Source organism: Paenibacillus konkukensis, from assembly GCF_023523925.1.
Taxonomy (GTDB): domain Bacteria; phylum Bacillota; class Bacilli; order Paenibacillales; family NBRC-103111; genus Paenibacillus_S; species Paenibacillus_S doosanensis.
Window position 1 is genome coordinate 5,669,201 of the sequence record NZ_CP027059.1, and the last position, 12,545, is coordinate 5,681,745.

Here is a 12,545-nt window from a genome sequence, read left to right on the forward strand (position 1 = left end):
TCAATTTGAAACGGTAACAGATGGGGGAAAGAGCATGAGAAAACAAATGAAGTTGGCCGGCTGCGTACTGTCCGCTGCGCTGCTATTATCCGCCTGCGGAGGGAACGAGGCTCCGAAGGCGGGGAGCGAACCGGCGGGCGATGCGGGAGCGAACGCGTTAAACAAAGACCCTTACGAGGTGGTCGTCGCCTTCCCGATTATCGGCAGTATTCCGAAGGACATTCAGCTGGTGCAGGATGAAATCAACAAAATTTCCAGGGCGAAGCTGAACACGACGATGAAGCTGCTGCCGCTCGGCAGCGACTGGGCTAATCAGATCAATCTGATGCTGAGCAGCGGGGAGAAGCTGGATCTGATGGCCACGTACAATTACAGCGCCGACGTCTCGATGGGGCGACTGCTGCCGATTAACGAGCTGATCGATCAGCACGGACAGGGCATCAAGACGGCGCTGGGCGATTACTACAAGGCGACGTTCATCAAAGGCAAAAGCTACGGGGTTCCGAGCGTCCGGGACTTCGCCCAAGATTACGGCCTGCTGATCCGCAAAGACCTGCTCGTCAAAACAGGGATCGACACGTCCAAGATGAAGAGTCTGGACGATTTGGAGCCGCTGCTGAAGGCGCTGAAGGAGACGATCGATCCGTCGATGGTTCCGCTCACGAACAAGACGGGCAATTCGGTGCTCGGCACCTTCAGCACGCGCGACAGCCTCGGCGACGACCTGGGCGTGCTGCTGGGCAACGGCCAGGATAATCTTAAGGTCGTGAACTGGTATGAGACGCCGGAGTATGCCGGGTATTTAAAAACGATTCGCCGTTGGTACGAATCCGGCTATATTTTGAAGGACGCCGTGCAAAACCAGGAGGCGGAGAACGCCGTCATTAAAGCGGGCAAAGCGGCGGCGGTGCTCGGACATCAGAAGCCGGGCTTCGAGACGCAGGCTTCGCATACGACCCAAATGGAGATGGCCACCGTCAAGCTGGTGCCGCCGATCGCCAAGACGAGCACGGTCACGAACGTCATGTGGGGAGTCGCCGCCACCTCCAACAAGCCGGACCGGGCGGTTCAGTTCCTGAATTTGATGTATTCGGACAAAGACATCGTCAACCTGCTCGACTGGGGAATCGAAGGCAAGCACTACGCGAAGGGCAGCGACGGCCTGATCGATTACCCGCAAGGCGTCGACAAGTCGAATACGGGCTGGGGCTTGAACATGGGATGGATGTTCGGCAATCAGTTCCTGGCATACGTGTGGAAGGGCGACAGTCCGGACTTATGGAAAAAGACCGAGGAATTCAATCGGAGTGCGATGAAATCGAAGGCGCTCGGCTTTACGTTCGACGCCTCTCCGGTGAAAACCGAGGTGACCGCGGTATCCAACGTCATTAACCAATACCGCAGAGGCTTGGAATGCGGCGTGCTGGACCCGGATAAAGAGCTGCCGAACTTTATTTCCAAGCTGAAGGACGCGGGCATCGACAAAATTGTCGCCGAAAAGCAGAAGCAGCTGGATCAATGGTCCAAAGAGCAGTGAGGAAAGACAAGGCAATCCGACGCCTGTCGGGTTGCCTTTCTTCTAGACGACGAGACCGGGGAGCGAAGATGCCGTGCGCAGTACAACAGTTAGAAAATATGTTCCTTTGTTTTCCATGATGATTCCGGGGCTGATCTATTTGCTGATCAACAATTACGTTCCGATGTTCGGGATTATGATCGCCTTTAAAGAGGTGAACTATGCCAAGGGCATTTTTGCCGGGGATTGGATCGGCTTCAAAAACTTCGAATACTTGTTCAAAACGCGGGATGCTTACGTCATCACGCGAAATACGCTGCTGTACAACGGGGCGTTCATTATCATTCATACGGTGGTGGCCGTAGGCGTGGCGATTCTGCTGAACGAGATCAGGCAAAAGCTGGCCAACCGCTTTTATCAAAGCGTCATTCTGCTGCCGCATCTGATCTCGATGGTCATCGTCAGCTACTTGGTCTATGCGCTGCTGAGCCTGGAGACCGGGCTGATGAACAAGACGGTGTTGCCGCTGCTCGGGATCGATCCCCTCTCCTGGTACACCGAGGCCAAGTATTGGCCGCTCATCCTGACGATCGTCCACGTATGGAAAGGGGCGGGCTTTCTTTGTATCGTGTATTTGGCTTCGATTATCGGCATCGATACGGAGTACTACGAAGCGGCGATGCTCGACGGGGCGACGAAATGGCAGCAAATCCGCATGATTACGATTCCGCTTATTACGCCGGTCATTACGATGATGACGCTGCTGGCGATAGGCCGCATCTTTTATTCCGATTTCGGTCTGTTCTATCAAGTGCCGATGAATTCGGGTCCGCTCGTCGAGACGACCAGCGTCATCGATACTTATGTGTTCAGAGGCTTGATTACGCTCGGCGATATCGGGATGTCATCGGCGGCGGGGGCTTACCAGTCCATCGTCGGCTTCGTGCTGGTGCTGCTGTCCAATTATGCGGTGAGGAAGCTGAGCAGGGAAAACGCCCTGTTCTAGAAGGAGGTGAAATGAAAGCATGTCTAAAGAACCGAAAAGCATTCAATGGATCGCCCATCTCGTGCTGCTCTCCATGGCGGCCGCATGTTTGATTCCGTTCGTGCTCCTGTTCATGTCGTCGATCTCCAGCGAAGAGAGCATTATTAAATACGGGTACCGGTTTGTGCCGCAAATGTTCAGCCTGGACGCGTACCGCTATTTGCTGGAGCACGGGGGAGAGCTCGGGCGCGCTTACGGCATCACGATCCTTATCACCGTCATCGGGACGTGCGCGAGTCTCGTCATTACTCCGATGCTGGCGTATCCGATGTCGCGTCAAGATTTGCCTTTGAAACATTTCTGGGCGTTTCTCGTCTTCTTTACGCTGCTGTTCAACGGCGGTCTGGTGCCGACCTACTTGATATATACGAAATTTCTGGGGATCAAAAATACGATCTGGGCGTTAATCGTCCCCGGGCTGCTGATGAACGGGTTTAACGTGCTGCTGGTGCGGACTTACTTTATGACTTCGATTCCGCCGGCCCTGATTGAAGCGGCCAAAATCGACGGCGCGGGAGAGTACCGGACCTTCTACAAAATCGTGCTGCCGCTTTCGATGCCGATTATGGCGACGATCGGGCTGTTTCACGGGATCGGGTATTGGAACGACTGGTTCAACGGGTTAACCTACGTGACGAATCCGAAGCTGTTCAGCATTCAAAATATTTTGAACCGGATGCTGCTCGATATTCAGTTTCTTACGCAAAATTCCAACTTATCCGCCGCCGCCGGAGACCAGGTCGCCAAGCTGCCGAGCACGACGGTTCGTATGGCGATCGCGATTGTCGGCGTGCTGCCGGTGCTGATGGCTTATCCGTTTTTCCAAAAGTATTTTATTAAAGGCATCACGATCGGCGCGGTCAAATAAGGATGGCGGATGATGAGGCTGCAAGGAAAGTCCGATATAATACGAGCGAAGGGGAGCGGCAGGATGAACGATAGGCCAGGCGTTCCGGGCGCAGGGACGGAAGATAGAGCCTGGGCAAGGCAGTCCGGGACATCGGATGACTGTGCCGGGAGACGGCAGTATCGGGTTGAGGTGACCGAGCATGTCGGCGTAACGCTGAGCGACGGGATTACGCTGAGCGACGGGATTACGCTGAGCGGGAGGCTTTTCCTGCCGCAGGCGGATGAAGGCGCGAAGCGCTGGCTTTGTCTGCTGCTGGCTAACGGCTACGGGAATCGGAACCAGCCCAGAGAAGATGGGCTGTGCGGCTTCTTTGCCCGCAGCGGGTATGCGGTGCTGCATGTAAGCATGCGCGGTTCCGGCGCCTCCGAAGGCGTCAATACGTTATTCGAATCGTACGGAGAAGACGGCTGCGAGCTTGTGGCGTGGATGGCCGGGCAGGAGTGGTCGACCGGCGCGGTAGGGATGATCGGCCAATCGCTGCGGGGCATCAGCCAATGGCTGACCGCCAAGCGGCTGCCGCCCGGGCTGAAGGCGATCAGCCCGGAGATCGCGTCGCCCGACGGCTACGACGATTTGTGGTATGCCGGAGGGACGCTGCCCGGCCCCGGGCGAAGAAGCAGGGGAGCGCCGGAGTACCCGGCGGCAGCGGCGCACCGCAACAAGGACGACTGGTGGCGCGAGCGGACGGTGTCGCCGGAGGAGCTGGCGCGGATTGCGCAATCCGGCATAGCGGCGCTGATCTCCGGCGGCTGGCAAGATTATGTGTCGCCGGGGAATCTGAAGGCGTATTCGGCGCTGCGCGCCCACGGGGGTATATGCAAGCTGGTCGTCGGGCCCGAGGCCCATGCTTCCGTTGCGCGGATGGAGCCTTATGACTTCAGGCTGTGCCAACTGCGGTGGTTCGACCGCTATTTGAAGGGAGAAGATAACGGGATCGACCGGGAAGAGCCGGTGCTGCTGTTCATCCGGGGCGCAGACATGTGGCGCTACGAGCGGGATTGGCCGATCCCGGATGCGAAGCGGGCGGCGTTCTATCTTGCCGGCATACCGAGCGGCACGCTGGCCGGACGAGACGGCGACGGTTCGCTTTCCTTCGCTCCCGAATCGGAGAGCGGCAGTTCGGTCAGCTGCTACGACTATTTGCCCGATACCGGGCCGTTGCTTCCGGCGATGCGCTGCGCGAGGGGCGGCATTCCCGCCGCCGATCTGTCGCGCTATGAAGAGGCGGCGGCGAGCTGGACGACGGAGCCGCTTCCCCGCCCTGCGGAGATAACCGGCATCGTACGCTTGCGCTTGTGGGCGGCGTGCACGGCCGAGGACGCCGATTTTGTCGTCACGCTCTCCGCCGTATCGCCCGGCGGACGCTCGCAGCAGTTGACCTGCGGTTATCTCAACGCCTCCCGCAGCCGCAGCCGTTCGCACCCGGCTCCGCTCGTCCCGGGCGAAATCCGGGACTATGTCATCGAGCTGATGCCCATGGCCTCGGTCGTGCCGGAAGGCTTTCGGCTGCGCCTTGCGATCGCCGGAGGCAGCTGCTCGCTGCCCGAGCAGGAAGCGCCTCAAGGTCCCGGGCTGCAGCCGCTGCCGTCCGCGGTAACGATCTATCATTCCGGGCGGTATCCGTCCTGTCTGGAAGTGCCGGTGATCGGAGGCTTTATCGGGCCCGAGTGAGGAACGACGGCCGGGCAGGCGGAGCCGCCCGGATATGAAGAGGCTGACCGGATAGGACTGGATAGGAAGCCAAATTCCGGGAACGCAGACAGCCGGGGCGCGGCCGCTACAGCAGGCGATTAGCGTCTGGCTGTCTGCATTTTGCCGGGGGGGAAGACGAAATCCGGCCGCTATAGAAGGGCAGCTCACGTTTAGTCCTCCTCTGTTTTTTGCAGGTACAAAACGAAACCCGGCCTCGGATCGTAAGGATCGCAAGGCCGGGTTTGTTATGGCGTGTGCGCTACAGCTTCTTGATTCTGCCTTTGAATCGCTCAATGAAGCGGGCGTTGGCTTCATCGCCGCCGCTGGCATTGCCGCTCATCCATATGGGCGGGCGGATGCCGTCCTTGACCAGCAGTTCGATCGTCTCGGCTGTGAGCGAATTGAGCAGATAGGCGTTGGCGAACGTGGACATCGCGGCGACCCGCTGGTCCAGACCGTCGATTTCGACGACGGCGTCTCCGACTTCGATTTTCGTATCCAGCACGATATCGACCAGGTCGTGCAGGTTTTGCTTGGACGGATGACGGGCCGGATGGCCGGCCGGCGTGGCGAGCGCATGGCGGACGGAGGTGACCCCGATCGTCTTGACTCCGCGCGCTCTGGCTTCCAGCGCCGCATCGATCGTCGCCGAATTGATGCCGTAGGCGTTAATAATCAGCAATAAGTCCCCCTGCTTCAGCCCGTAATCGTCCAGCACGATCCGCGCGTAGCCGGGCGTTCGCTCGACCGCCATCGATCTTAGCGCGCCGCCGCTCAGCAGCGTCCCTTCGTCGAGGATGGCGCTGATATGCATCAGACCTCCGGCGCGGAAAAAAATCTCCTGCGGCCCGAGATTCGAATGGCCGCCCGGCCCGTAGGCATAGACGATGCGGTCCTGCTTGATATGCTCCGCCATCACACGGGCCGCTTCGGCGACGGCGGCCTGCTCCTCCTGATGAAGAAGCTCCAGATGACGAGTGATTTGCTGAAGATACCGGGTCATGGCTGCTGTGCTCATGCGTTTGCCTCCTTGGCGGGGGATGCCGAGTCGAAGACCCGTTCTCCCAGCTTATAAGTTTGGATGATTTTCACGCCTTGCGGACGCTTCAGCTCGAATAAGACCAGATCCGCCGGCGCGCCGGGGGCGAGTCCGCTCTGCGAGGGCAGGTTCAGCAGGGCGGAGGGGCGCAGCGACGCCATCTCCCATGCGGTATCCAACTCGGCCAGTCCGCTGTCCAGCAGATGGGAAATGCCCCACGGAAGCAGCTGGGCCGATCCGGCCAGCAGGCCGGGATGCTCCGCCAGATGCAGTCTTCCTTCGGGAGTGAGCACGACCCGGCCTCCGATATGGTTCTCATACAGGCCGGGCTCCATGCCGCTTAAGTACACGGCGTCGCTGACGAGCAGCGCCTTCTCTCCCTTGGCGCGCAGCGTCACCTTCAGTACCGAATCCGGCAGATGGAAGCCGTCGGCGATGACGCAGGCCGCCAGCTCATCCCGGCTCAGCTGCTCCCATATATAGTTGGGATGACGGGGCAGCGACAGGTGGGCGCCGTTGCCCAGATGCGTCGACATGCGCGCGCCGGCCTGAACCGCTTCGGCAATCTGCTCCGGCGAAGCGGCGGTATGGCCGATCGACACGATGACGCCCTGCTCCACACAGCGCTCGATGAATTCGGCCGATCCCGGCCATTCCGGCGATAGCGTGACGATCTTAATCCTCCCTTGGGCCGCTTCCTGCCATCTTTGGAATAAAGGCCAGTCGGGCGCTTTCGTAAAGCTTCTGTCATGGGCTCCGCGCGGACCGTCCTCCGGGGAAATGAACGGCCCCTCCAGGTGAATGCCCGGAGCTGCGGCGGCGGAGACGGGGTCGGCGGCGCAGGCGGCGGCGATGGAGCGCATTGCCTGCTCGATTTCCGCATCTCCGTTCGTAATGACGGTGGGGAAGTAAGTGGTGACGCCCTGCCTCCACAGCCCGCGCGTAGCGCGTTCCACCGCGCCTTCGGCAATCGGGATCGTATTGAAGTCGGCGCCGAAATAGCCGTTGATTTGCAGATCCACCAGACCCGGAGCGACCCAGGGCAGCGCAGCTTGGCGAATTTCCGCATCCAATGGATGAAGCGATTGAATCCGGCCGTGTTCGATATGAATCGTAACGGGCTGCTTCGTTTTATAATGAATTCCGTTCACCTTCGTTACGCTTCTTGGCATCTTTATTCATCTCCTAACCGATTTCACCGTCGTACGAATCCGTGTCTACATACAGCGTGCAGTCCGGATGCCGCCGGAGGATGGTCGAAGGGCATTCCGTCGAAATCGGGCCGCCGAGCGTTTGGCGCACGGCCGCGGTTTTCGTCGCGCCCGGCACCATGCAGTATAAATGAGCGCCCGAGAACAGGGTGGGGATCGTCAGCGTAAGGGCGTGCGTCGGCACGTCTTCCAGGCTGGCGAAGCAGCCGTCGTTGACCTGCTGCCGGCGGCACGGCATATCCAGCTCCACGCTCTTGACGAGCGCGCTGTCGTTAAAATCGGCGACAGGCGGATCGTTGAAGGCGATATGGCCGTTCTCTCCGATGCCCAGCGCCACGATGTCGACCGGTGCTTCGCCGAGCAGCGCCGCATAGCGCTTGCATTCGGCTTCAATGTCGCCGGAGCTGTCGATCAGATGAACTACGCCCGGATTCACCCGATCGAACAGCCGCTCGCTCAGAAACGAGCCGAACCGCTGCGGCGCTTGCGGGGCGAGCCCGATATATTCATCCATATGGAACACGGTGACGCGTTCCCAGTCGATGCCCTCAGCGCTGCATAAAGCTTGCAAAAATTCATTTTGCGAAGGCGCTGCGGCGAAGATCATCCGGATACGGTTTTTCGAGCTTAGCAGCTCTTTCATTTTATCCGCGACATGGCTTCCGGCGGCCGCTCCAAGCAGCTCTCTGTTTGCATATATGTTCACCTTCAGCCGATCGACGGTTTTCGTGTGCAGCGGTTGTACGGTTTCATTCATGATTCGGTTTCTCTCCTATCACTTGTAATATGGCGCTGCGGATGACGCCTTCCGTTCGGGGATGAAACGGCGACGGCAGGCCGAAATACGGGACCGAGTCTCGCGCTTCGTAGCCTCCCTGGACAAGCTGCTCTTCGGTGGGCACATAGCCGATCATGCCGTTCGTATAGCCGAGCGGGAGCGCCTTGCCAAAGGAGGCTTCCTTGACAAAGCGGCCGTAATCGGCGACCATCTCCGCATTAAAGGCGACAAGCGACAATTTTTCGGCCAGATCGAGCCGCGTAATTTCCAGCGGAATGCTCTCCTGCCTGCGCTGCGGCTCCCGCAGCAGGAGGCGGGCGCGTTCGCCGTATATATCGGTCTGCCGGGCCTCGGCTTCCAGCTCTTCGCTCGCTGGAACCGACTCGAAGGGCAGCGGCAGCTCTACGGTTCGGCTCCCGAGCCCGGCCGGCGTGAGCTGCCGCATAGGCAGGCTGCTCACGCGCAGCACTTCCTCGCTCAGCCAGCTTCCGAAGCGCTCCACCTCCATGCGGCAGCCTCGGTAAAATTCGCCGCCGCTGACGAGCGCGGGGCGAATATCCCCGCAGCAGCCTTGCAGGAAGGCGCCGACGGCCCCGCCGCCGAGCGCTTGCTCGACGCGCTCCAGCGCCGCCCCGCAGTACTCCGACGAAATTTCGTTATCGCCGGTCGTCGTCGGGTGGCATGTATAATGAACGAACAGCGCTTTGACCGCGCCGCCGGAGGCGCGAAACCGGATGACGGTAACGGCCGGATCGACAGGCCCGTTCACGTCGGGCGCCATCGCGATCTTCCCGCCGACGTTCTTGCGGCGGTTGACGCCGATCCGGCATTGCCCTGCGCCCCGTTCTATCGTGACCGGCTCCATCGTCCGCAGCGCCTGGCCGATCCCTTCGAACAGCCGCCGCTCCAATTCCGCCGTATATTCGGCGTCGGGCTTGCCGAGCGCATCCGTGAAGCGGCCGCTGGTTTGCGGCCCGCAATGGGTATGGGTCGCATGGAGCAGCACGGTATGAAAGCCCCAGCGTTCCTTAATCTTGGGAACCAGCTTCTCGACGAGATCGCTTCCCCACCAGATCAAATCCGCGGAGACCAGTAGGGCGGAGGCGGTGTGCCCCGAGCCGTCCGTCCGCTCGAAAGCGTGAATTCTGGCGAACAAGGGGCGGGCGATATGCTCGAACGGCCCTTGCCTATGCGCAAATCCGGCCAGCGGAACGGGCTTCGCCGGGGTGATGTCCGCTTTGGCGGAGCCGAGCTTGATTGGCGATGTCATCTCACCGGACACCTCCGCCGGCGGTTTCCGAATGGTTCGCATACAGCTCGATAATCAGCAGCACATTGCGGATAATATGGAACGGATCTTTGACCGGCAGCGCCACGACTTTGTCCAGCGGATGGCCTGCCCGGTCTCGAATCTGAATCCATTCACCGATGCGCCGGTCGGGCTGGGGGAAGGTCCGGAAGACGTATTCATGCGTTTTCAAATACAGCTCTTTCAACGCCGCTTTGTCTTCGGCTTTCCCGGCCAGCTCGTAAGCGAGCAGCGTGCTGTACAGCGCCTCGGAATGCGGCCACCACAGCTTGGAATCCCAGGTGTCCATAATGAGCGTTTCGTACGGATCGCCGGTGCGCTGTCCCGCGGGAGGCCCGCCGTCCCGATCGACAAAGCGCAGCAGGCCGCCGTGCTCCGTATCCCATCCGAGCTCGAACGCCCGGCGGATGACCGGCAGCGTCCGCACGGCCAAGTCGCTTTGTCCGAGAAGCCCTGCCGCATGAATGACGAACCACATGCTCTCGAGCGTATGCCCGGGATTGACATGGCGGCAAAGAACGGTTGACGGCGCCTCGCCGGGCTCAGCCGGAAGCAGCTCGGCGATACGCTGATCGGGCATAAGGAATTCATTCATGACGCTCTCGGCGTAGGCAAGGCAATCCTGCCGCACACGCTGACAGGCGGGATGGCGGAAATGCGCCAGCGTCTCTGTCAGCTGACCGGAAATGTTCAGCAGGATCATATGAACGGAGTGCGATTTCAGCCCTTCCGGTATCGGGTAAGGCTCGCTGCGGATACGCCCGCCGCTTAAGCGGGCATGAATCCGGTCGTACAAGGCGAGCGCTTCTTCAATCATGTCGTTACGCTCGTTCAGGAGGGCGAGCTCGGCCAAGCCCAGCACGACGAAGCAATCCGCATAGAAGCTCGTATCGAAGCCTTGCCCGGGAACGCTCTCCTTCTTCCGCCCGTCCTCCGTCAGCAGAAAGGCGCAGTTCCCGTTGTCCAAGTAGACGTGGTGCCGGAGAAAATCCGCGGCCTGCTCCGCCTCCCTCCGGAAAGCCGAAGCGTCCCCCGGCAGAACGCCTTGCCCGATCAAGCGCGCGATCCGCGACCATATCCATATATATCTGCCCTGCGACCAGGTGTATTTATCCGTGCTGATCCGCTCGTCCCCCGAGTTCGTGAAGCAGGTGAACATGCCGCCGTAGCGCCGGTCCACCGCCTTGCTCCAGAAGGGCAGCAAATCTTCCAGCAGATGACGTTGATAAAAAGCTTGCAGCGTTTGTGCGCCCCATATTTCGTGCATGATGTTCCTTCCTTTCCTTAAGGTTGCCGGACCTGCGGTCGATAGAAGTTTCCGCTCGCTGTTATAGCCGGATTTTTTTCATCTTGAACCGCTAAAGCGGAGAAAATCCGTCTATAAAGGCGACCGCTTACGCTTTTCCAGATTCAAATGGCCCCTCCGCTCTTTTTCAACACGCTTTTAAAGCCGTATTATGTTTCAGCTTTCATAGCGCCGATCGGTTATGCCTTGAATCCCTGCTGCGGGGAATTGGCATCTTGGGCGTCGGAGCTCAGCGAATCGAGCAGCTGCTCGACCTTCGGCGATACCGGCGTGCTGCCCTTCAGCCAGCCCATGCCGATAAACAGGATGGCCGACACGACGACAGGGGAAGCAACGAGTGTGGCCGTGCTGACGGTAAGCACATACTTGACGATTACGAACGTGACGATACCGGCAGCCCACGATACGATGGCCGCTGTGGAGTCGCTTCGCTTGAAGGCAGGAATCAGGCCGAGCAGCATCGGGATCGAGATCGGACCTACCAGAGCGCCGAACCAGACGATCAGCAGATTCAATATGCCGCCGAACGTGCTGGAGTAGACGGCGATGATCAAGGTAAGCACGACGAAGGTAATCATCGCCCCGCGGGCTACGCGCAGCGCGGTCTTTTCGCTGAGCGTACGGTACTTGGAGGAGATGACGGGCAAAATATCGCGCGTAATGACCGCCGTAATCGCATTGGCGTCCGAGGTGGTCATCGCCATCGTATGGGCGAACATGGACGCGAGCACCAGACCGATCAAGCCGTGCGGCAGCAAATCCATTGTCATCATCGAATACGATTGCGTCGGATCTTTCAAATCTTGATAGAAGAGAGGAGCGGCCCACATCGGGAAGAACAGAATCAGCGGCCAGATGAGATATAAAGCGCCGGAGAGAAGAGCGGCCTTGCGCGCTTCGGAACCGTTCGGAGAAGCGATGTAGCGCTGCGCCAGGTTCCAGGTGCCGCCGTTGTAGCTGAGAAAATCAATAAGGATGTAAGCAAGGACGAACCCCATCGTATACGGGCCGACCAGAGGCTGGCTGTGAGAGGCGGGGAGTTGATCCCAGATACCGGTAATCGAGCCGATGCCGCCCAATTTCATGACGACAATGACGAACATGGCGACTCCGGCGATCAATTGAACGATGAATTGGGCGAAATCCGTCCAGGCGTCGGCCCATAGGCCGCCGATAGCGGAGTACAGCAGGGAGATCGCGCCGGATAAGAAAATGCCTACGTTCAGCGGAACTCCCGCGAACACGTTTAGGATGACGGCGATGGCCGCCCATTTGGCCCCGACGTCGAAGAGCTTGAGCAGCACGCCGCTCCAAGCCATCAGCTGCTGCGTAGGCACGTTATACCTGGTAGACAGGTATTCCATAGGGGATTCGATGTTCATCCTCTGACGCAGCCGGGCCCAGCGCGGAGCGATCAGGGCGGCGCCGACAAAGACGGCGATGGACACCGGGATAGCCCACCATACATACAAGGTAAATCCGTAGGTGTAAGCGACGCCTGCATAGGCGACGAATACCGCCGCGCTGTAGCCGGACATATGGTGAGAGATGCCGGACAGCCACCAAGGCATTTTCCCGCCTGCCGCAAAAAAGTCCTGAGTACCGCTGATTTGGCGGAACGACCATACCCCGATACCCACCATAAGAAGGAAAAACAGCCCTAACACGATCCAGTCCAACATTGACATAATGGAGTTCACCCCTGCTTTGTAATGTGATTCGGATCAATTAATCCTAAA

General features: G+C 59.4%; 10 protein-coding genes. 4 read left to right on the forward strand and 6 right to left on the reverse strand.

Annotated elements, in window-relative coordinates:
- The first annotated feature begins 34 nt into the window (after window positions 1-34).
- The 4 genes from SK3146_RS24665 to SK3146_RS24680 all read left to right on the forward strand — a co-directional run bounded on the left by SK3146_RS24665 (window position 35) and on the right by SK3146_RS24680 (window position 5,142).
- Window positions 35-1,537, forward strand: coding sequence for an ABC transporter substrate-binding protein (locus tag SK3146_RS24665; RefSeq protein ID WP_249861252.1), 1,503 nt, complete (start codon window positions 35-37; stop codon window positions 1,535-1,537).
- Window positions 1,538-1,652: 115 nt separating this feature from the next.
- A complete protein-coding gene (locus tag SK3146_RS24670; RefSeq protein WP_249866425.1) occupies window positions 1,653-2,522 on the forward strand; it encodes an ABC transporter permease in 870 nt (289 codons plus the stop codon).
- 19 nt (window positions 2,523-2,541) lie between these two features.
- Window positions 2,542-3,429, forward strand: a complete 888-nt coding sequence (locus SK3146_RS24675; protein WP_249861253.1) for a carbohydrate ABC transporter permease — start codon at window positions 2,542-2,544, stop codon at window positions 3,427-3,429.
- 63 nt (window positions 3,430-3,492) lie between these two features.
- Window positions 3,493-5,142, forward strand: coding sequence for a CocE/NonD family hydrolase (locus SK3146_RS24680; RefSeq protein WP_249861254.1), 1,650 nt, complete (start codon window positions 3,493-3,495; stop codon window positions 5,140-5,142).
- Window positions 5,143-5,422: 280 nt separating this feature from the next.
- On the opposite strand, the gene SK3146_RS24685 is transcribed toward SK3146_RS24680, so the two are convergent.
- The 6 genes from SK3146_RS24685 to SK3146_RS24710 all read right to left on the reverse strand — a co-directional run bounded on the left by SK3146_RS24685 (window position 5,423) and on the right by SK3146_RS24710 (window position 12,494).
- Complete coding sequence (locus SK3146_RS24685) at window positions 5,423-6,181, reverse strand: sugar isomerase domain-containing protein (RefSeq protein WP_249861255.1); 759 nt, start codon at window positions 6,179-6,181, stop codon at window positions 5,423-5,425.
- Entirely contained in the window at window positions 6,178-7,374 is a 1,197-nt protein-coding gene (locus tag SK3146_RS24690) for an N-acetylglucosamine-6-phosphate deacetylase (RefSeq protein ID WP_249861256.1), read from the reverse strand. The genes SK3146_RS24685 and SK3146_RS24690 overlap by 4 nt, the downstream gene beginning before the upstream one ends.
- 13 nt (window positions 7,375-7,387) lie before the next feature.
- The gene (locus SK3146_RS24695; protein ID WP_249861257.1) at window positions 7,388-8,170 is read right to left on the reverse strand and encodes a glucosamine-6-phosphate deaminase; all 783 of its coding nucleotides are present in this window, start codon (window positions 8,168-8,170) and stop codon (window positions 7,388-7,390) included.
- Window positions 8,163-9,461 (reverse strand): neutral/alkaline non-lysosomal ceramidase N-terminal domain-containing protein, encoded by a 1,299-nt coding sequence (locus SK3146_RS24700; protein WP_249861258.1) that lies wholly within the window; start codon window positions 9,459-9,461, stop codon window positions 8,163-8,165. Before SK3146_RS24700 ends, SK3146_RS24695 begins: the two co-directional genes overlap by 8 nt.
- A 1-nt stretch (window position 9,462) precedes the next feature.
- Window positions 9,463-10,767, reverse strand: coding sequence for an AGE family epimerase/isomerase (locus tag SK3146_RS24705; protein ID WP_249861259.1), 1,305 nt, complete (start codon window positions 10,765-10,767; stop codon window positions 9,463-9,465).
- Between the two features lie 218 nt (window positions 10,768-10,985).
- Entirely contained in the window at window positions 10,986-12,494 is a 1,509-nt protein-coding gene (locus SK3146_RS24710; protein ID WP_249861260.1) for a sodium:solute symporter family protein, read from the reverse strand.
- Window positions 12,495-12,545 lie beyond the last annotated feature (51 nt).